Genomic DNA, 17030 nt, shown 5'->3' on the forward strand with positions numbered 1-17030 from the left:
GCCGCCCCCTCTACGAGATGGACAGGGCCAGGCTGGCGGCGACGAGCCTCAGTTCGTCTCCGGCGGCGACGGTACGGGATGCGGCGAGTGCCCCGTACCAGAGCCGCACCGGACTGCCGGCGGAGTCCCAGATTTCGACGCCGACGACGGTGCAGGCGGGCATGCCGGAGAACACGAGGTCGGCCGAGTTGCTGGTGGCTCCGGCGGATGCGGCGCCGACGGTGAGGGTTTGGCGGGCGTAGGAGCCGCCGGTGACCTCGGTTCCTGCGGTGGCGTCGTCGCCGTTGGCGGTGACCAACGCGACCTTGAGCGGGGTGGTGGGGGCGGTCGCCGTCAGCCCGTTGATGAAGTCCAGGCAGCGGTTCTCCGCGGTATTCGTGAGCGCGTCAGGGATCGGACTCGCCCCCTCTCAGGTGATGGTGAGGATTCCGGCCTTGCGGACGATGTCTTCGCTGCCGGGCGGATCCACGTTGACCCACACCCGGTAGTCGCCTGCGGCGAGCGTGATCGTGGCGCCGGGGCCGATGAGGATGCGGGCGTCGCTGCCGGACCAGTCGGCGTCGTGCCATTCCTCATCGGACGGGTTGTTGCGGTGGGAGACCAGCGCCACCCGGACCGGGGTGGCGCTGTAGTCGACGCCGGCCGGCAGCGTGACGGGGACGTGCAGGTATTCCGTGGAGGTGGCGGGGATCATCACGGTGCGCCTGCCTCCCAACCGTCGGTCTGCGGCGGGCCGGTCGGCCAGGGGTCACTGCGCGGCTGCCCCGTGGCCCACGGACTGTAGGGGGTTCCGACGGTGATGGTGACGTCGTCGTGGGTGGAGTGCGTTGTGCCGTTGGCGGTGAGGGTGGCCGTGATGGCGGTGGCCGCCCCCCTGGCGGTTGCTGTGGCGCCTGCCGCTTCGAGGGCTGCGGTGGCGTTGAGGCCGGCTCCTGTGGAGGCCGCTCGGGTGCCTGTTGCGGTGAGGGTGGCTGCCGCATTCAGGGTGGCTTCTCCGCGCACGGGCGGCACGCCCAAGATTCCGTCCGCGGCGAGCGCGGCTGTGACTGCTAGGGCGGCATCCGTCTTGTAGGTGATCTGCCCTTGTGCGGCCAGGTCTGCCGCGGCGGTGACGCCCGTGTCGGCCTCGGCGCTGCGCAGCCCATCTGCTGCGAGGGCGGCGGCTACGTCGACTGCGGCCTGCCCGGGGTGGTCTACGAGCGCGTCGGCGGCCAGCTCGGCTGTAATCGCCAGGCCGGCGCCTGCGGTCGCCGCGTACTGCCCGACCGCAGTGAGGGCCGCAACGCCCGCGAGTGCGGCGTCGCCGCCTGTCGACCTTTGCCCAGCTGCAGTGAGTGCGGCTGCCGCCGTGACGGCCGCATCGCCGCTGGTGGCTACGGTGCCGCTGGCGGCCAGGACTGCGGATGCGGCGAGAGCCGCCCCTGCGAATGCCGACCGGGTGCCGTCCGCGGTGAGGCCGGCTGCGGCGGCCAGGCCGGAGTCACTGGTTGTGGCGCGCACCCCGCTTGCGGCCAGGCCGGCAGCAATTGCGAGTCCTGCACCGCCTGCGGTGGCCCGAAGTCCCGTTGTGGTCAGGGTTGCAGTCGCAGCTAGCGCGGTGGAGCCGACGGCGCCGCGACCGCCCGACGCGGCGAGCGTAGCGGTGCCGGATAGTACCGCGTCGCCCGTGACGCCGGAGGTGATGTCGCCAGCAGAGAAATCGTCGAAGCGGATCGCCGATGTCGACTCGGAGCGGACACCGACGGACGTGCCCGTGGGGACGACGGTGTCGGTGACCGAGATCCGCAAGGTGCCATTGATGTACACCTTGATGGCGCTGCCGACAGCCTGCAGTTTGACGACATCGCCTGCGACCGCTGCGGCGGCGTAAGTGCCGATGCTGGTGAAGGATCCACCGACGACGTAGAAAAGATCCCAGCTGCTGCCGTTGTTGCGGACCAGGTAGCCCTGGCTGATGTTGCTGTTGCCGCGGATCCAGATCCCGTGACTCGCTGCCGCGGTCGCCGTGATGGTGATCTGGACGAAGTGGTCGTTCGTCGCCATGGCGGTGGCGGCACGCAGAATGATCGTGCCGCCTGCCGATCCGGGACTCAACTGCTGGGAAACGATCGACCAGTCGCCACTGACCTCGACCCATCCGGCTCCGAGGTTCGTGGAGTCGGCCCTGTTGAAATCGTCGCTGATGCTGGTCACGACGACCTCCCCGTCAGGCCGTCACGCCGCCTGTGGCGTCAATGCCGCCGTCAGCGTGGCCAGCGTGAACGTGTCGCCCGACGCCCAGGCCTTCGAAGCCGTCAGCGCCACGGTGAACAGCAGCGTTCCAGCAGACGACGCCGTCCACACCGAAATGTGGGTCAGCGTCTCCGAGGTGCCGCCGTTCGTCCACGCCGACGGTGCCGTGCTCAGCGACAGGGACGATCCGGAGGAGGAGCTGGAGAAGACGAAACTGTTGCGGGCCGTGGAGCCGACGCTGATGTTGGCGGTACCGGCGGCGCCAGGGTCGCCGGTGTGCAGCTGCACGAAGGTGCCGGCGACCGCGCTGTAGGCGGCTCCGCCGTTGCCTGTGGTGCGGAGCGTGTTGAGCCAGCCGGAGACGAGACTGGGGGCGAGTCCTGCGGTCACTGCTCGGCCTCCTCGGATTCGGCCTTCACGGGTTCGGCCTCTGAGGCTTCGGCGGGAGGCTGGGCGGGGGTGACTTCGCCGGACGCTTCGATGGTCACGGCGAAGGTGTGCGTGGTTGCCATGACGTCCCCTCAGCCTGACGCGGGCGGGCTTGCCGGTTCGGACTCGCTCGGTACAGGCGAAGTGTCCGGCGGCGCGCTCGGCGTTGGGGTCGGCGACGGAGCGGCCGTGGAGGGCGCCGGACTCGTGGGCGGCCGGCTTGACGGCGGCCTACTTGTGGACGACGGCGCAGGAGCCGGCTTGTCGTGAGTGCAGGCGACGGGCCCGGCCATGAACGCGGCCACGAACAGGGCGGTGATGACGGGACGGCGCATGCTGCTCCTCGACTTCGGCCCGTCGCCCGGGGCGTAGGTTCCGGGCGACGGGGGTTTGGCGGTCTCGCCGCCCGCAACGGGGTGTAACGGGCGGCGAGATGTCGGGGCCTGGATGAGCGGCCAGCCCCGGCTGTTTGGTCCGCCCGGCCCCCACATAGGCCGGGCGGACACGGCCCGAGCGCGTGGCGCTACAAGGGCCAACCTGCGCACCGCCGCGCAGGAGCTATGCGGCGCGGGTGTGGGGTCCGCGACTGTTGGAAGCGGGGTCGGCGGGCGTGAACTTGGCGCCACCTACTGATGCTTGCCGCACGGTGGGGAGGTGGAAGTACTGGCCTGCTTCACCGTCGAGGATCGGTTCGATCTTTCCCCGGGTTACCCAGACACGGATGGTGCCGGGCTTTACGCCAGCGGCGCGCGCTGCTTCCCAAAGGTCGCCGAGGTCTCGGTCGCCTTGGAGTTGAGCGAAGTGGATTTCGAGCCCGTCGGGGTTGGGGTAGGCGACCACAGCACCTCCCCGGGGTACGAGAAAGCCCCCGCCGGATGGTTCACGGCGGGGGCTCCAGAAGCGTGTTGTGACTCGTGTGCCACGATCAAGGATCACGATTACAGCTTCGGCACCTATGCGTCAAGTACCCGCAGTATCTGCGCCTTCCTCTGCCTCGCCGGGACAGGCTTCTGTAGCTGGCCCGATGAACACCTCAACGGGTCCGCCAAAGCTGAATGGTCCAGCTTCTAGGGCGACGCTCTCTACGCCGGGCAGTCGGGTAAGGCGGGTGATCCGAAGGCCATCGCAGGTTGGGCCTAGATCGAGATGGTGGATGCAGTCTCGAGCATCGCTCATGCCGCGGCTCCCGCTGCTTCGGCGAGCACGGCATCTTGTGCGGCCCGCAGGTCCCGCCACTCCCCCAGGGTCTCCCACCGTGTCCCGCAGCCGCCGCAGCGCACGCGGTGGCTGGCTGCGGTGGCGGTGAGCGGCGTCCAGCACAAGCTGCCATCGACACTGATCGGGCAGTTGCCGATCTGCACCCGGCCAGGGCGGCGTTCGTCGTTGACGAGGGCCACGCATTCGCCGTGTAGCCGTCGGAGGTCGTCGACGTCCTGGCCGATCTCCTCGTAGCCAGAGCAGGCCCACAGCAGGTTGTTGGCGAGGAACGCCGCCAAGTCGGGCACCGCCTGGGCCGGGTTGCCGCGCCACGGGGCCACGGTCCAGCCCAACGTCTGCCGCCACGCGTCCTCGATCGCCGACAGGCGGGCGGCGACACCGCCCGGGCCGACCAGGTTGAGGACGTCCAGGCGGGGCGGGATCGGCGCGGTACGCGAGCCGGAACTGCCGTTGGTGGCACGGCGGGCGCCCTTCATAAGCGACGCCGTCGTATCCAGCTGTCGGAACAGAGCGGGGAGTTCGGCAATGCGGGCGGCGGTGCGGTCCTCGCATGGCCGGCACACCCGACGGCCGGCTTCGACTTCAGCCGTCCACAGTTCCCGACCACAGCCGGGGGCGAGGCACGTGGGCCACGAGTAGTCGTCAAGGGTGGTGTCGTGCATGGTGCGGCTCCTCGGCGGCGGTACGAGAAACAGGGGCATCACTGAGCCAATGGTGCACCAGAGGGTTGACAACAGCCGTTCACGGCCCATCGACAGCCAGGACGACGCATCCATCGGCCCAACAGCCGGGCACGACAAAGGCCCCGGCCTGGCGTGATGCCGGCCGGGGCCCTGGTGTGTCTGGCTGATGGCTACGGGGTGGCGTCGTCGAGCATCTTGTTCTCGTCGAAGTTCCCGTTGTCGTCGAGCCAACCGAGATCGCCCATGGCCGCGTTCAGGACGAGCGTGTCGTAGTCGTCGCTCTTCACGTCGTTACAGGCGGACGGCTTGCCTTTCCCGCCGGCCTTGTACTGGGCTGCGAGCGCCTTCTCGCATCCTTTGACGATGTCGTCGTAGGACGGCTGGCTGATCCAGTAGGCGATTCCGCCGATGGTGAGGGCGAGCGCGGCGGCGGCAGCGATGATCAGGTTGCGGCGCTTCTTCCCTGTCGGCTTCGATGCGGGCAGGGGTGGGGTGTTGGGCATCGGCGGCAGGTCGTTCGTCATGGTCCCCCAGGGATGTTATGGATCGGCAGGATACGGCCAGACGAAGGCCCCGGCCGAGGATCCGGCCGGGGCCCTGTCGCGTCCGGGTGGTTCAGTCGGCGCTTCAGTGCCGGTTGATGGTCTTGGACCAGACGGCCCGGGTGTTGGTCTCGGTGGTGTGGTGCTCGTGGTACTCGGGCCCGTTGTGGTGATGGATCTCCGGTACGACGGCCCGCTTGGCTTTGCTGATGGCGCCTCCGATGGCGGTGGCGAGCATCGCGGCTCCGGCGAAGGGGATGGCGACGGTGAGGACGCCGGCCAGGGTCACGGATGACAGGCTGTGGATCACGGAGGCCAGGCCTTTGCAGGCGAGCCAGACCGCGCAGCCGAGGCCGGTTGTGCCGGCGCCGACGCCGATGGATGCGACGGCGACGCCGAGCGCCCACTGGGGTACGAGCCGGCTGTCGGGCTGCGGCACGGGCGGGGTGGTGCCGACGCGCGGCCCGTCCTGGTGGCTGGGGACGTTGGGGTCGGGGTTGCGGTAGCTGGTCTGGTGGATGAGGTCGCGGACGGCGGCCTGCATGACGGAGTCAGTGAGCGGGTTGGTGGCCTGCCCGGTCGTGGTCACGGGCGGCTCGGGCAGGTCGTACACGGTGCTGGTTCTCCTTCTGGTCGGGGTTACGAGGTGGCGGTTTTCGCTGCGGCCTTGCGGGTCTTGAGCTTGGGTGCGGGTGCGGGCTTGGAGGGGGCGAGGGCTGCGGCTTCGGTCTGCTGCGCGTACCAGGTGCCGCCGACGCTTGCGCCGCCATGCTTCGTCTTCTCGTGGGCTCGGAGGGCTTTGGTGGCGGTCTTGGCGTCGCGGTAGCGGGGCTTCTCTTTCTTGCCGCAGGGGCAGGTCCAGCCGACGAGCCCGGTGCGTTTGTCGGCGCCGATGCGTGCGGCCCGGTTGATCTCGGCGCGGGAGACCTTGGTCTTCGTCGGCTTGGCAGGGCAGGGCTTGGAGCCGGTGAAGGAACCGTCTTTGCCCTTGGTGAAGATCTGGCCGTTGCCGTGGCAGGTGGTGCAGCCATCGTGGGTGGCGCGGAGGATGGCGGCGTCCTTGCGGGACTGCATGACGGATCGGCGGTCGGCGACCATGGGGACGACAACGCGCAGCACGAGCCAGGTGCCGAGCCGGGCGTGGAGGGGGCCGCGGCGGGGGACTTTGACGCGGCGGGCGGGGTGCTTGCGTCGGGCGGTGGTGCGACGGCTCGCCGGGGCCTTCCGGCGGGTGGCGGGGCGCTTCGCGGCCATGATCGAGACTCCTTGGGCGGGTGATCGGTTTGCGGTGGTTTGTGAGGTGCTATGTGGCTGCTACTGGCCGCTAAGCCGCAGGTCAGGGCCGCTACGGCGGGTGCTACGGCGGGTGCTACGCCTTTCCCTTAGCAGTCCGCGTAGCAGGAGGCGTAGCGGCTGTGGCCTGCGGCTTAGCAGTGCGTAGCGCCCGCGTAGCAGTGGACGAATGCCTACAAAGTGGTCAGCATGTCGATCGTGAATCCGCGCGGGTTGCGCTCCCCCTCGCACGGGCCGAGCTGAACCGGCGACCCGGCCCCCGCGTCCTTCAGCAGCGCTCGCAGCTCGGCTGCGGTCAGGTTGCTGTAGGTCTCGGGGTCGCACTGGGCGAGTGCGTCAGCGAGAGTCTCGGTCTTCATCCGGTCGACGCCCGCATCGGCCATCACGCCAATCGCGTCGGCGGCGATCTGCCGGTCCCCAGGGATGAGCTTCTTTTCTACTCCCCCGCCGGTCAGGCTCATCAGCCCTGCGGCCCGCAGCGTGTCCTCGTCGAACCACGGTCGGCCCGCCTGTCGGCGATCGACTACCGCCCTCTTAATGGCCTCGTTGCTGTGCTCGTTCCACCCGTACAGCAGAGGCCGGTCGAGGCTGGGCCCCTTGATGTAGGACTGGCCGGCGTCGTTCTTGATCTGCTTGTTCTGGGCGGGTACGAGCCGGTCGGGCCGGTAGCCGGCGGCGATGGCGCCCTGGCCGAGGACGAGCGGGATGTCGGCATGCCGGGCGGCGAGCATGATCCGCAGGGTGAAGGAGTCGGCGATGGCGTCACCCATTGCGTCACTGGTGGCGTCCTGGCCTGCCGCGACGGGGTAGATCCCGGATTGCTTTGCGAGGCGCAGCAGTTCGATGAACAATTCCTTGGCCTTGGGGCTGAGGTAGATGAACTCGTCGACGAACGGGAAGATTGCCGGGTGGTCGGCGGTAGCAACCCAGGTGTCGCCCATGTTGAGCCGGTTGCGGACCGTGTTGCGGGCCTTGGCCATCTTCACCAGGTAGTCGAGCCACTTCTCGCAGTCCTTGTTGCCGCGGATCGGCGGCACGGCCATGGCCCCTTCGAACTCGCGCAATCCGTCCTTGACCGGGTCGAGGTCCAACGCGATGGCGTTGTGGCAGGCGGTAATGATCTCGGCCAGGTCGCGCAGCACACCGGTGGTCTTGGCGGCGCCGGAGACTCCGATGGCAAGAATCCGCAGACCTTCGAGGACGATGTTGAGCGGGCTGCCGTCCATGCAGCGGCCGAAGTTGTGCGCGTCGGTGATGTCGAGGCTGTTCGGAGCGTGCAGGTCGGGCGTCGGCATGTTCTCGAACGGGTTCGAGGTGACGAGGCGGAGCACCAGGTGGGAGGCGTCCTGTGGGTCAGGGTCGACGAGGGTGCCGCCCCGCTTGATACCGAACAGGCGGTCCAGCTTGTCGGCCTTCGCGCCAACGTCGTCGGGGGTTACGATGTCGATCTCCCAGCCCCAATCACGGTGGCCCAACGCCCTCACCGACCGGGTGCTGATGCCCTCCCATGCCAGGGCGCGGGACACGCATTCCTCGACCCGGTCGGGGGTCTGGCACATGCTGAGCGGGAACGGCTCGTCCGACTCGGGGTTGTCCTGGTCGGCGATGATCTGTTCGGGGGCGAGGCCGGGCCGGTTGATGCGGTAGCGCCCGTACCAGGAGACTGCGGCGAACGCTGCGAGTGCGACGGTGGCTGGCGTCATCCACCACGAGTCGGCGGCGGTCAACTGCCCGTACTTCACGAGCGCCCACCAGCCAGCCAGGTTGAGTGCGACGACGGCGCCAGCACTCCAGCCGAGGATCTTCCAGCGGGAGCGACGTTCGGCTTTGTTCTGGTTCCAGTCGGACTTCTTCTGGACGCCGCCGACGGCTTCCTGGAAGTCGTGGGTGCGGACGTACCGCCAGCCGAGGTAGCCGATGGCGCGGGCGCCGACGCCGAACCAGCGCAGCAGTCGGCCGCTGCCGCGGGCGGTCAGTCCGATGGCGCGGCCGGTAACGGAGGCGACGACCATGGCTGCGGAGCCGGCCTGCCGCAGCACGGGGAAGGACGGCTCGTAGGGGACGAGGATGCCGGGCGGGATGTCCTCATCGGACAGGTCGTCGGGCACGTCGAGCTCGCCCGGGATCACCTTGGACAGGTCCCAGTCGGCGGGGAAGTCGGGGTGCTGGTCGAGGCTCATGACGGGTCCTTCTTGGCTGCGGCGTTGCGTGCTGCGATGGAGGCCTGGCGGCGGGCTGCGGGGGCGAACTTCACGTCGCCCTTGGTGCGCTTGCCGGCGCGGGCGGGCGGGTTGTAGACGCGGGGCTTCTTGGGGCCGAGCACTTGCGATGCGACCTGCTGTGTTGATCCGTTTACGGAGCGCTTTTCGCGGGCTGCTTCGACCCTCGCTTCGGCGGCGTTGCGCATGCGGAGAACCTCCGCGGACTCGCCCGGCTTCGCGCCCTCGACGTCGAGCTTGGCCCGCTCCCAGATCGAGTTGGTGACGGTCGTCTGACCGAGGTCCGCGGCGAGCTTCTCGGCGTGCTCCCACACCTTCGGGAAGAGGTGGGCGCGACGCTTGGCGAGTAGTGCGGCATCCTCCGCCGCCGCCTTATCTGCGGCCTCCTTCTCGGCGGCCCGCTTCTTCTCCTCGGCGGCCTTCTGTCGGGCCTCCTCCTTGGCGGCTTTCTCGGCGGCCTTGCGCTCCCGGCGGGTGAGGACGCCGTCGCGCTTGCGGATGCGGCCGTGCTCGTGGAGATCCCACACACCGGGGCCGGCAACCGACGCGAACGCGGTACCGATCGCGGTGGCCGGGTCGAAGGCGTTGAGGCCGTGCCACAGGTTGATGCCGGCGGCGATGAACGCCAGCAGCCAGGCGATCAGCCGGTAGTGCCAGTGCGGCCGGTGCCCGGCAACAGCTGCTGCAGCCCCCTTCAGAACGACCCAGGCGCCGCCTTCGAGCATGAGCGGGGCGGCCATCAGCCACAGCGCGTGCGGGTCGTAGAAGGCGGCGACCTGCACGGGCAGGGCGACGATGGCGCAGACGATGTAGAAGCTGCGGGCGTAGCCGCGCCACCGGTTCTCGGCCTCTTCAACCTCGGCGGCCTCGGTTTCGGCTGCGGCACGCTGCTCGGCGGCCAGACGGTCCGCTTCTTCGCGGGCCCGGTCGGCGTCCGCCTTGCGCTTGCGGCTCTCGGCGATGCGCGCCTCTGAGGCGGCGTCGTCCTCGCGGGCTTTACGCTCGGCACGGTCGTTGGCGAGGCGCAGCTTCCGCGCCTCCTCCTCAGCCTTGATGCGAGTCGCGTCCGCTTCGGCCTGGGCCGCGATCCGCTCCTTCTCGGCCGCTGCTTCGGCGGCGATACGGCGTTCTTCGACTTCGGCCCAGGCTTTGGCGCGAGCTACCTCGGCGTCAACGACGGCGGGCTCGGGCTGGGGTTCGGGGGTGCGCTGTTCCTCGACGGGTTCGGGTGTGGCGGGCCGCCAGTCCCCGAGCACGGGCATGGCCGGCCTCTTGTGGCCGTTCAGGGGCGGGCTGGCGGTCATGATGTTCGTGTCCTTTCGGGTGTCAGCGGGTACGTCGGCGGGTGGAGCGGTATCCGAAGGGGCCGGGGAGGTCCATCGAGGTTGTGGTGCGGCCGGTGCTGGACCAGGTGCGCTTCGGCCCGTTCTTCGGTCCGACGGTCACCGACCACGACTTGGCGTTGATGTTGAGTCGGATGCCGGGCAGGATCCGGAAGCTCTTGCGGAACGTGATCGGCATCAGACAGTCAGCCCCTTCTGTGCGAGCGCGAGCCGCAGTCCGGCAGTAGCTTCGTCGTCGGTGAGCGGTGTCTTCAGGTACTGGCCGTACATGGCGCTGGTTTTGGCGGTCACGTCGGCGGGGGTGGCGGTGGGCCGCCCGTCGGACCACTCGCCCCAGGTGGCGAGCTCGGATGCGGCGTGGCGGGCCATCGCCACACGCTCGGTGATCTTTCCGGGCATGTCGGTTCTCCGTTTCAGTACGAGGCGGGGATGGGCTTGTTGGGGTGGCGGACATGGAATCCGGCGGCGAGCATGGCGTGCTGGTCGTCTTTCTGAACGCCCCGCCTTCCGCAGCTGCAGGTCCAGGTGATGCCGTCGGTTGTGGCCTTGTGGCCGTTGCGGCGGTTGTTGTAGACGCCGTTCATGGCGGCCCCTCTCAGGCGGGCGCGCCGGTGCGCGCCTTGTGGAATTCGGTTCGGAACTCGTCGGTCAGGCCAGCGCCGAGCGCAGCCCCGAGCGGGCCGATCCCGGTCACCGATGCGGCCCACAACTCCAGCCACGCCGCCCGGGTCGCCGCATAGTTGATGACCGGGCGAGCGCAGCGGACGGTGAACACGACCGCGCCGAGCACGGTCATCACCGTCAGGGCGAGGGCCCGCAGCGCCCACCGGCCAGCCCATGCGGCGGCGCGATGCAGCCGGCCAGGCTTCGCAGTGATCAGATAGGCGTGCACTGTGGGCTCCTCTCTCGGGGTTGATCGGATGGGGGTGGTGCGGGCCGGTTCTCCTTGGCGCACGACCGGGGCCGCGCGCCGCGGACAGCCGGTCAGCGGCGGTTCTTGGTTGCGTCGATGTGGCGCTGTGCGGCGCGCATCTCGCGGTCGCCGGTCGCGGTGTCGCCCCGGCTGTCCGCTTCGAACATGCGGTTGAGTGCGTCCCGCGCCTGCTCCGTGTGGCTGGCGGGCGCGGCCGGTGCAGGGGTGTCGGACTTCGGGTACTTCGGGGTGAACAGGCCCATGAAGGGGTCCAATCGGTTCGGGTGGTGGGTGGTTGGTGGTGCTGGGGGCGGTACCGGTGGGGCGATATGGTCCCCGGCAACACCGGCCGGGGCCGTGGCGCGGGCGGGGGTCCCGCACCACGGCAGTCAGGGGGTCAGGCGGCGCCCAGTAGGGCGATGGCTTCGTCGAGCGCCGCCCACACGCGGTCGCCCCGCCCGTACTCGGGGTCGATGACGGTTACTTGCCAGGCGTCGGCGATCTCGGCGAACGCCGGCCGGGACACGCCCGGCCAGATCTGCCGCAGCGTTCGCACCGACAGATAGGCGCCGAACTCGGTGTACGGCTCACCACCCCGCAGCGTTCCCGTGATCCCGCGGCCCTGTGGCAGCAGCCACGGATGCGCGATCAGCACCACCAGCCCGGCCCGCTCGCCGGCCTGGCGAACCTGGGCGAGCAGCTGCTCGTCGGCGATGAGCCCGGACACGGAGGCCCGCTGCTGCCAGTGCAGTCCGTCGTAGCCGATGCCGTCGAAACCCGGCTGGGACTGGTCGGTGAGGAAGCCGGCCCGGTTCGCGCGGGCCAGCACCGGTACCAGGGGTGAGGTCTCGCCGTCGGGCCAGTCCTGATGGCCGGGCCACATCGACAGCTCGCCCTCCAGCCAGCGCGCCATCAGGACGCACAGGTCATCGAAGGTTGCGGCCTGACGCCACAGCCGCCGGTCAGCGCGGATCCTCCGCCACTGGGCGAACATCACGCCGCCGCCGGGTAGTCGAAACCGTCGAGCTGAGCCTGCAGCTCCGGGTCGGCGGCGAGACGGATCTCCGCCCGCCGGGCCCGGCCGGCAGCGGCGTACTCGGCGAACAGGTCGGAGATCGACAGCACCGACGCCTCAGCCACGGTCACGGCGGCGCGGGCCCGGCGGCCCACCTCGGAGGCGGCGAAATCGGCAGAGAACAGGAACGGGGACATGGGGGTAGCCCTTCAGGATCAAGAAGTGGGTATGGGGTCGTGCGGAATCGGGTGGCTGCGGGCGGAGACGGGGGGGTTGTCGATCCGCCCGCAGCCGGACTGTGGGGTTACTTCGGCCGGGTCTGCGACTGCCGGTTTGCCTCGGCGACCTTCCGGAACAGCTCCTGGTGGCCGGCCTCGTCGAGGAAGAGCACGAAGCCCGGGTGTCCGCCGCGGGGCCTGGTCGGCAACTGGGGCTTCGTCTTCTCGTGCTCGGCGCTCATCGCTTCACCAGCTTCAAGACGGGCTGGCCAGCCGACCACTGCCGGTCCTCGACCTCCTCAAGGATCCGGGTCAGGCCCTCCACGGCCGTCTCGGACAGTTCCAAATCCCAGGCGAACACGTCGTCGTGGGTTCGGATCGGCAGTTTCAGCAGTGGTGCCGCCCCGGGTTCGGGGTCCAGGGCCTGCAGGAGGCGGGCGAGCCGGTGGCCGAGGGTCAGTGCGCGGTTGTCGATGATGGTCACTGCTGCTCACCCCGCTCGCGGAACTCGCGGCGGGACAACTCGGACGCCTTCGTGCGGGGACCCTCCACCCACGGGAAGGGGCGGATCGAGTCGGCCGCCGTGAAGACGCGGATAGCTGCACCCTCCGGGGCGTCTGGCAGCCCGTACACCCGGCCGCCCTCCAGCGAGGCCAGCAGCCGGGCGCCGTGATGCTCACAGCCGGCCGCGCCAGCGTTACGCGCATCCAGCACCATCACGACCGGCGGGCCGTCACACGGAGTGGGATCGTCGGGGTGGGCTGCCGGGCAGCGGACGGCGCTCACGACGACACCTCGTGCAGATGCCGGCAGCGGTCACGCCAGTTGAGGTGGATCGGGCACGTCGACCGCAGATCGGCCGGGGTCTGCCGCGACGTCTCCTGATACAGGCGCAGGATCAGGTCATCGGAGGCGTCCGCGGGGATACGGGGCAGGGTGGTGGTGGTCACGACGCCACCTCGATGAGGTCGAGGCGGCCGGCCTTCGTGAGGGTGGCGCGGGCGCTGGCCATGTAGTCCTCGGCGAGCTCCCAGGCGCGGATGTCGACTGCCAGGAGGTCGTGGCCGATCTCAGCCTTCGCGGCCAGCTTCGCAGCGTGCCGGGCGTGCGTCTGGTAGCTGACCGCCGCCGCCTGCACCGCCTTGTACTCGCGGATCTGGCCCTGCAGCGAGAGGATCTCCCAGGCGGCGCTCTGGAAGGAGCCCTCCGCCTCGGCGCGCTTCGCCTCCGGGATGCTCAGGTCGCGCATCGTCGCCAGGTCGGCGTCGCGGGCCTCGCGCTGGATGCGCAGCGACTCCTCCAGGCGGGCAACCTGGACACGCAGCCGCTCGATCGGAGCGGTGCCCTCGTGATCGGTGCTGCTGAGAGCACCGCTAAGCTCTTGGGTAGCCACAGGATCTCCTCGTTAGAACCTGGTGGTCAGGGCCGGCCTGCGAGGTAGGAGTCGCAGTGTCCGGCCCGTCTTCTTTTGTGGGGTGCCGCCCTCGGACTGGGTCCGGTAGGAGTGGACAGCTGGGCCGCTCTCAAATCTCGATTTGAGCGGCTTGGTACGACCGTAGAGGCATGACGTTGGCGAGTCAAGCGCCCAACTCAACTTCTCCAATCGAGTCTTGAGCGCGCGTCGGATCGCCCGTACCCTCACGTCATGGCCGACTCCCCCGACGCTCCCTTCACCCGCTACGACGACCAGCTGCGCCAGATCGCGGATCTCAACGAGCGCTGGGACACCTTCGTCGACCTTTCCAAGCAGTTGGAACGCGAGCTGGAACTGTTCCGCAAACGCCACCGCCAGGAGATCGCCCTCGGCTTCAAAGACCAGGGCAAGACCTGGAAGGAGGTCGCAGAACTCATGGGGGGCGTCACGTACCAGCGCGCCCACCAGTTCAGCAGGGGTGAGTGACCGGGAATCCATGGGATCGAGTCTTCGCGTGCATGCGCGCCCAGACCATGAAGGCCCCATGCAGCAACATGCAGTGATCATGCAGCGGGCATGCAGGCACCATGCAATCCCGCCGCATGAAGGCCCACGACAGCGGCGCAGGAGCCGATAGTGGACGTCGAACAGTGGACAGGCCAGAAAGCGGCCTGGCTCCAAGAAGCATTCGACATGACCCAGGAAGAATTCGCGGGTCGCCTCGGAGTGTCGGTACGCAGTGTCGCCAATTGGCACGCATCACCGAACATGATTCCGCAGCGCGAAACGCAGCGAATCCTGGACACGGCCTACGAGAGGGCAGGTGATGCGGTGCGCCGCCGATTCATCCATTTGTCGCGGATAGCGGTGCCGCAGCCAGAGGCGCAAGCACTACGAGTGGCGATCGCCGTCGTCCGCAGGGGCGGTGACGTGCTGCTCGTCTGCAGGCAGGACGGCGACGACATCAGCTGGCAGTTCCCGGCAGGCATCGTCAAGCCGGGCGGCTCGGCACCGAAGGTCGCCGTGCGGGAAACCCTGGACGAAACCGGGGTGCACTGCATGGTCCGCGAACACCTGGGTGAACGACTCCATCCTGTTACGCGCGCACTCTGTAGCTATTTCACATGCGATTACGTTCACGGCGAGGCAATCAATGGGGACTCCTCCGAAAACGTCGCCGTGACGTGGGCCCCGATAGCGGAACTCAGCCGCTACATCCCCGCCGACCGCATCTACCCGCCGATTCTCGACGCCTTGGAGGCGACCGTATGACCACCGAGACGAAGAAGCCTGACGTGTCCGCCGCGATCATCGTCGACCGGGGGCGCGTGCTGATGGTCCGCCGCCGCATCAAGGAGGGCGAGCTGTCGTGGCAGTTCCCAGCCGGCGGCGTCGAGGGCGGGGAGACCGCGGAGCAGGCCGCGGTGCGGGAGACGCTCGAAGAGACGGATCTGACGGTGCGCGCCGTGCGCTACATCGGCGACCGCGTTCACCCGAAGTCCGGCAAGTTCATGGCCTACACGGCTTGCGAGGTCGTGTCGGGTACGGCCCGGGTTGCCGACGAGGATGAGCTCGACCAGGTGGCCTGGGTGCGTCACGAGGAGATCCCGGCTCTGGTGCCTTACGGCTTGTTCGGGCCGGTTCAGGAGTATCTCGACGAGGTGCTTGCCGGCTGATGTGTAGATGCCGTGTGGTGCCCTTCCGTGCGGGGTGATCCCGCTGTGAGGCTCCTCTAACGCGAAGGGCCCGGTGCGCGAACACCGGGCCCGTTCCACCGGCGAGCGCGAACTCGCCGATCACGAAACCCACCCTTCGAAGAGATGAGGTTCGTCCATGACTTTAGCGCCTGCGGCGGTAACGGTGCCTGCGGCTTCCGCCACACTCGACCTGCTCGACGCCCCACTGGTCGATCTGCTGGCCGCGCACGACGTGGAGCTGGTCGATTCGTCGATCACGGACGCGACGTTCTTCGGTGCCTACGTCGAGCGCCGTGACGGTAGCCGGGTCCTGTCGATGCCAGTCGGCCGGTCCAGCTTCGAGCGGGACACGGCGGCGCGCATGCTGCTGGCCGAGGGGTTGGGATTGAATGCTCCGCCGCTGCCGGAGCCGTTGGCGGTGGCGCGCGCCTGAGCTGCTGGTGAAGCGCCCCACCCAAGTCGGGTGGGGCGCTTCTGTGTCACTGCTCTTCGTCGACTGGTCCGGCCCGGTCGTCGATGACGATGCGTACCGGTTCAGCTCCGTCGCCGCGGTGTGGCCTTGTGACGATCTCTTCGATGGTTTCGGTGAGACGGGCGTGGAGGTGCCCGGCGATGGCTGCGGTGCCGGTGTCTGCGGCGGTCTTGTTGACGGCTGCGAGGCGGGTGAGGGCGGCGACGAGGGTCGGGCCGGAGACGGCCACTTCGATGGCGCCCTCGTTGGCTGTCGCGGTGGCGGGCAGGTGGAAGTGCTGGTCTTGGCCGGCATGCTTGACGAGGAATTCCCAGGTGTCGCGGTGGGCGTGGAGGGTGGCAGCGGAGATGCCGGCTGCTGCTTGCAGGATGGCCGGGTCGTCGCCGGGTTGCTCTGTTGCGGCTTGATCGTCCGGCTCCGGGTTCGGCGCCAGTTCGGGAGTGTGGTCGTCGGGCTGGGCTTCGGAAGTCGGCTCGGCGGCGGCCAGGGTGGGGGCTTGCTGGATTTGGGCGCCGAGTTGGGTGATATTGCCGCGGATGGCGACGAGTTCGTTGCCGATGTTGGCGAGTGGCCCGGTGGCGATCTCGTTGGTGCGGGCGAGTCCGTCGCGGGCGACGGCCCGGATTTCGGCGAGACCGGTGGTGATGGCGGCGGTCGCATCCTGGCGGATTTGATCGATGGTGTGCTGCTGGTCGGCTACTTGCTGCTTGAGTGCGGCGAGGTCGGCTACGGCCTGGCCGAGTTGGCTGCTGATCTGTCGGAGTACTTCGCGATCTCCATTGCCGAACGGCACATTTCCCCCTCTGATCGTCAGCTGACCAGGAAAGGGTGAAGGTGGAACGACTTGTCGACAAGCGCGCGATCCGGACACACGAAGAAGCCCCGCACCGTTGGGTGCGGGGCCGTCGTTCGGTGGGCTACTCGTCTGGGTGTCTCCGCATTCGTTGCAGTGTCCGCGGGCTGACGGTGCGTGGGTACGCCTGACCCCACATCAGGACGTCGCGTGCTGCACGAAGTCCGTCCGTCCAGTCGCGTGCGAGGGTGCGCAGTAGTCGCGTCAGCTTGCTCATGGTGTGGGCTCCTCGTCCGGGCGCACCGGGCCCGCGCTCGGGTCGTGCCAGTACGCCACTGACCCGTCCGGCATGATCACAGGCGTGCCGTCGTCTCGCGTCATCAGTCGGAAGGGGATCCCGAATACGCCTGGGGTGTCGCTGAGATAACGGCCACTTTCGCTGAGCTTGTGCACGTAGACGGTGGCCGGTGGCTCATTCCACTCGTCCGGCATGGGAACGTCGACGGGGCCGCCTGGGTGTCCGCCGAGGTGGGCTTTCGTGGTCATGCG

At 68.9% G+C, this 17030-nt stretch carries 30 protein-coding genes; 5 read left to right on the forward strand and 25 right to left on the reverse strand.

The window, feature by feature from the left end:
* Window positions 1-10: 10 nt before the first annotated feature.
* From ABZZ74_RS23345 to ABZZ74_RS23365, 5 genes are all read right to left on the reverse strand, one after another.
* Window positions 11-298 carry a hypothetical protein gene (locus tag ABZZ74_RS23345; RefSeq protein ID WP_356767849.1) on the reverse strand — a complete coding sequence of 96 codons (288 nt, stop codon included), beginning with the start codon at window positions 296-298 and terminating at the stop codon, window positions 11-13.
* A gap of 111 nt (window positions 299-409) precedes the next feature.
* The gene (locus tag ABZZ74_RS23350) at window positions 410-697 is read right to left on the reverse strand and encodes a hypothetical protein (protein ID WP_356767851.1); all 288 of its coding nucleotides are present in this window, start codon (window positions 695-697) and stop codon (window positions 410-412) included.
* Window positions 694-2193, reverse strand: coding sequence for a hypothetical protein (locus ABZZ74_RS23355; protein WP_356767853.1), 1500 nt, complete (start codon window positions 2191-2193; stop codon window positions 694-696). The genes ABZZ74_RS23350 and ABZZ74_RS23355 overlap by 4 nt, the downstream gene beginning before the upstream one ends.
* Window positions 2194-2214: 21 nt before the next feature.
* Entirely contained in the window at window positions 2215-2622 is a 408-nt protein-coding gene (locus ABZZ74_RS23360; protein WP_356767855.1) for a hypothetical protein, read from the reverse strand.
* Entirely contained in the window at window positions 2619-2744 is a 126-nt protein-coding gene (locus tag ABZZ74_RS23365; RefSeq protein ID WP_356767857.1) for a hypothetical protein, read from the reverse strand. The genes ABZZ74_RS23360 and ABZZ74_RS23365 overlap by 4 nt, the downstream gene beginning before the upstream one ends.
* A gap of 571 nt (window positions 2745-3315) precedes the next feature.
* Between ABZZ74_RS23365 and ABZZ74_RS23370 the strand changes: the two genes are divergently transcribed.
* Window positions 3316-3732 carry a hypothetical protein gene (locus ABZZ74_RS23370; protein WP_356767859.1) on the forward strand — a complete coding sequence of 139 codons (417 nt, stop codon included), beginning with the start codon at window positions 3316-3318 and terminating at the stop codon, window positions 3730-3732.
* Between the two features lie 101 nt (window positions 3733-3833).
* On the opposite strand, the gene ABZZ74_RS23375 is transcribed toward ABZZ74_RS23370, so the two are convergent.
* The 18 genes from ABZZ74_RS23375 to ABZZ74_RS23460 form a co-directional block, all read right to left on the reverse strand.
* On the reverse strand, window positions 3834-4541 hold the full coding sequence (locus ABZZ74_RS23375; protein WP_356767861.1) for a hypothetical protein: 708 nt from the start codon (window positions 4539-4541) through the stop codon (window positions 3834-3836).
* A gap of 191 nt (window positions 4542-4732) precedes the next feature.
* The gene (locus tag ABZZ74_RS23380; RefSeq protein WP_356767863.1) at window positions 4733-5086 is read right to left on the reverse strand and encodes a hypothetical protein; all 354 of its coding nucleotides are present in this window, start codon (window positions 5084-5086) and stop codon (window positions 4733-4735) included.
* Between the two features lie 103 nt (window positions 5087-5189).
* Window positions 5190-5717: a hypothetical protein gene (locus ABZZ74_RS23385; RefSeq protein ID WP_356767865.1), complete on the reverse strand. Its 528-nt coding sequence runs from the start codon at window positions 5715-5717 to the stop codon at window positions 5190-5192.
* Window positions 5718-5743: 26 nt separating this feature from the next.
* Entirely contained in the window at window positions 5744-6358 is a 615-nt protein-coding gene (locus ABZZ74_RS23390; RefSeq protein ID WP_356767867.1) for a hypothetical protein, read from the reverse strand.
* Window positions 6359-6570: 212 nt separating this feature from the next.
* The gene (locus ABZZ74_RS23395; RefSeq protein WP_356767869.1) at window positions 6571-8577 is read right to left on the reverse strand and encodes a hypothetical protein; all 2007 of its coding nucleotides are present in this window, start codon (window positions 8575-8577) and stop codon (window positions 6571-6573) included.
* Window positions 8574-9920 carry a hypothetical protein gene (locus ABZZ74_RS23400; RefSeq protein ID WP_356767871.1) on the reverse strand — a complete coding sequence of 449 codons (1347 nt, stop codon included), beginning with the start codon at window positions 9918-9920 and terminating at the stop codon, window positions 8574-8576. The genes ABZZ74_RS23395 and ABZZ74_RS23400 overlap by 4 nt, the downstream gene beginning before the upstream one ends.
* Before the next feature lie 22 nt (window positions 9921-9942).
* Window positions 9943-10137: a DUF4236 domain-containing protein gene (locus tag ABZZ74_RS23405; RefSeq protein WP_356767873.1), complete on the reverse strand. Its 195-nt coding sequence runs from the start codon at window positions 10135-10137 to the stop codon at window positions 9943-9945.
* Window positions 10137-10358 (reverse strand): hypothetical protein, encoded by a 222-nt coding sequence (locus tag ABZZ74_RS23410; protein ID WP_356767875.1) that lies wholly within the window; start codon window positions 10356-10358, stop codon window positions 10137-10139. Before ABZZ74_RS23410 ends, ABZZ74_RS23405 begins: the two co-directional genes overlap by 1 nt.
* A gap of 14 nt (window positions 10359-10372) precedes the next feature.
* Entirely contained in the window at window positions 10373-10543 is a 171-nt protein-coding gene (locus ABZZ74_RS23415; RefSeq protein WP_356767877.1) for a hypothetical protein, read from the reverse strand.
* 11 nt (window positions 10544-10554) lie between these two features.
* A complete protein-coding gene (locus tag ABZZ74_RS23420) occupies window positions 10555-10851 on the reverse strand; it encodes a hypothetical protein (RefSeq protein ID WP_356767879.1) in 297 nt (98 codons plus the stop codon).
* Window positions 10852-10943: 92 nt separating this feature from the next.
* Window positions 10944-11135, reverse strand: coding sequence for a hypothetical protein (locus tag ABZZ74_RS23425; protein WP_356767881.1), 192 nt, complete (start codon window positions 11133-11135; stop codon window positions 10944-10946).
* 134 nt (window positions 11136-11269) lie between these two features.
* Window positions 11270-11869, reverse strand: a complete 600-nt coding sequence (locus tag ABZZ74_RS23430; protein ID WP_356767883.1) for a hypothetical protein — start codon at window positions 11867-11869, stop codon at window positions 11270-11272.
* Entirely contained in the window at window positions 11866-12084 is a 219-nt protein-coding gene (locus tag ABZZ74_RS23435) for a hypothetical protein (RefSeq protein WP_356767885.1), read from the reverse strand. The genes ABZZ74_RS23430 and ABZZ74_RS23435 overlap by 4 nt, the downstream gene beginning before the upstream one ends.
* A 107-nt stretch (window positions 12085-12191) precedes the next feature.
* A complete protein-coding gene (locus tag ABZZ74_RS23440) occupies window positions 12192-12347 on the reverse strand; it encodes a hypothetical protein (protein WP_356767887.1) in 156 nt (51 codons plus the stop codon).
* A complete protein-coding gene (locus ABZZ74_RS23445; protein WP_356767889.1) occupies window positions 12344-12589 on the reverse strand; it encodes a hypothetical protein in 246 nt (81 codons plus the stop codon). The genes ABZZ74_RS23440 and ABZZ74_RS23445 overlap by 4 nt, the downstream gene beginning before the upstream one ends.
* Window positions 12586-12891 carry a hypothetical protein gene (locus ABZZ74_RS23450; RefSeq protein WP_356767891.1) on the reverse strand — a complete coding sequence of 102 codons (306 nt, stop codon included), beginning with the start codon at window positions 12889-12891 and terminating at the stop codon, window positions 12586-12588. Before ABZZ74_RS23450 ends, ABZZ74_RS23445 begins: the two co-directional genes overlap by 4 nt.
* Window positions 12888-13055 (reverse strand): hypothetical protein, encoded by a 168-nt coding sequence (locus ABZZ74_RS23455; protein WP_356767893.1) that lies wholly within the window; start codon window positions 13053-13055, stop codon window positions 12888-12890. Before ABZZ74_RS23455 ends, ABZZ74_RS23450 begins: the two co-directional genes overlap by 4 nt.
* Entirely contained in the window at window positions 13052-13498 is a 447-nt protein-coding gene (locus tag ABZZ74_RS23460; protein WP_356767894.1) for a hypothetical protein, read from the reverse strand. The genes ABZZ74_RS23455 and ABZZ74_RS23460 overlap by 4 nt, the downstream gene beginning before the upstream one ends.
* Before the next feature lie 252 nt (window positions 13499-13750).
* Here ABZZ74_RS23460 and ABZZ74_RS23465 point away from each other — a divergent pair, with 252 nt between their 5' ends.
* The 4 genes from ABZZ74_RS23465 to ABZZ74_RS23480 all read left to right on the forward strand — a co-directional run bounded on the left by ABZZ74_RS23465 (window position 13751) and on the right by ABZZ74_RS23480 (window position 15649).
* Window positions 13751-14005: a hypothetical protein gene (locus tag ABZZ74_RS23465; protein WP_356767896.1), complete on the forward strand. Its 255-nt coding sequence runs from the start codon at window positions 13751-13753 to the stop codon at window positions 14003-14005.
* Window positions 14006-14155: 150 nt separating this feature from the next.
* The gene (locus ABZZ74_RS23470) at window positions 14156-14791 is read left to right on the forward strand and encodes an NUDIX domain-containing protein (RefSeq protein ID WP_356767898.1); all 636 of its coding nucleotides are present in this window, start codon (window positions 14156-14158) and stop codon (window positions 14789-14791) included.
* Complete coding sequence (locus ABZZ74_RS23475; protein WP_356767900.1) at window positions 14788-15195, forward strand: NUDIX hydrolase; 408 nt, start codon at window positions 14788-14790, stop codon at window positions 15193-15195. Before ABZZ74_RS23470 ends, ABZZ74_RS23475 begins: the two co-directional genes overlap by 4 nt.
* 157 nt (window positions 15196-15352) lie before the next feature.
* On the forward strand, window positions 15353-15649 hold the full coding sequence (locus ABZZ74_RS23480) for a hypothetical protein (protein ID WP_356767902.1): 297 nt from the start codon (window positions 15353-15355) through the stop codon (window positions 15647-15649).
* Between the two features lie 46 nt (window positions 15650-15695).
* On the opposite strand, the gene ABZZ74_RS23485 is transcribed toward ABZZ74_RS23480, so the two are convergent.
* Both ABZZ74_RS23485 and ABZZ74_RS23490 read right to left on the reverse strand, forming a co-directional pair.
* A complete protein-coding gene (locus ABZZ74_RS23485; RefSeq protein WP_356767904.1) occupies window positions 15696-16481 on the reverse strand; it encodes a hypothetical protein in 786 nt (261 codons plus the stop codon).
* A gap of 273 nt (window positions 16482-16754) precedes the next feature.
* Window positions 16755-17027, reverse strand: coding sequence for a hypothetical protein (locus ABZZ74_RS23490; protein ID WP_356767906.1), 273 nt, complete (start codon window positions 17025-17027; stop codon window positions 16755-16757).
* Window positions 17028-17030 lie beyond the last annotated feature (3 nt).

Origin of the sequence: Streptomyces sp. NPDC006476 (genome assembly GCF_040612015.1) — a bacterium.
Taxonomy (GTDB): Bacteria; Actinomycetota; Actinomycetes; order Streptomycetales; family Streptomycetaceae; genus Streptomyces; species Streptomyces griseorubiginosus_B.

Coding starts and splice junctions, on each gene's coding strand:
- ABZZ74_RS23365 (WP_356767857.1), bottom strand. CDS start 2,744: ATGGCAACCACGCACACCTTCGCCGTGACCATCGAAGCGTCCGGCGAA.
- ABZZ74_RS23375 (WP_356767861.1), bottom strand. CDS start 4,541: ATGCACGACACCACCCTTGACGACTACTCGTGGCCCACGTGCCTCGCC.
- ABZZ74_RS23380 (WP_356767863.1), bottom strand. CDS start 5,086: ATGACGAACGACCTGCCGCCGATGCCCAACACCCCACCCCTGCCCGCA.
- ABZZ74_RS23390 (WP_356767867.1), bottom strand. CDS start 6,358: ATGGCCGCGAAGCGCCCCGCCACCCGCCGGAAGGCCCCGGCGAGCCGT.
- ABZZ74_RS23395 (WP_356767869.1), bottom strand. CDS start 8,577: ATGAGCCTCGACCAGCACCCCGACTTCCCCGCCGACTGGGACCTGTCC.
- ABZZ74_RS23400 (WP_356767871.1), bottom strand. CDS start 9,920: ATGACCGCCAGCCCGCCCCTGAACGGCCACAAGAGGCCGGCCATGCCC.
- ABZZ74_RS23405 (WP_356767873.1), bottom strand. CDS start 10,137: ATGCCGATCACGTTCCGCAAGAGCTTCCGGATCCTGCCCGGCATCCGA.
- ABZZ74_RS23410 (WP_356767875.1), bottom strand. CDS start 10,358: ATGCCCGGAAAGATCACCGAGCGTGTGGCGATGGCCCGCCACGCCGCA.
- ABZZ74_RS23415 (WP_356767877.1), bottom strand. CDS start 10,543: ATGAACGGCGTCTACAACAACCGCCGCAACGGCCACAAGGCCACAACC.
- ABZZ74_RS23425 (WP_356767881.1), bottom strand. CDS start 11,135: ATGGGCCTGTTCACCCCGAAGTACCCGAAGTCCGACACCCCTGCACCG.
- ABZZ74_RS23435 (WP_356767885.1), bottom strand. CDS start 12,084: ATGTCCCCGTTCCTGTTCTCTGCCGATTTCGCCGCCTCCGAGGTGGGC.
- ABZZ74_RS23440 (WP_356767887.1), bottom strand. CDS start 12,347: ATGAGCGCCGAGCACGAGAAGACGAAGCCCCAGTTGCCGACCAGGCCC.
- ABZZ74_RS23465 (WP_356767896.1), top strand. CDS start 13,751: ATGGCCGACTCCCCCGACGCTCCCTTCACCCGCTACGACGACCAGCTG.
- ABZZ74_RS23475 (WP_356767900.1), top strand. CDS start 14,788: ATGACCACCGAGACGAAGAAGCCTGACGTGTCCGCCGCGATCATCGTC.
- ABZZ74_RS23480 (WP_356767902.1), top strand. CDS start 15,353: ATGACTTTAGCGCCTGCGGCGGTAACGGTGCCTGCGGCTTCCGCCACA.
- ABZZ74_RS23490 (WP_356767906.1), bottom strand. CDS start 17,027: ATGACCACGAAAGCCCACCTCGGCGGACACCCAGGCGGCCCCGTCGAC.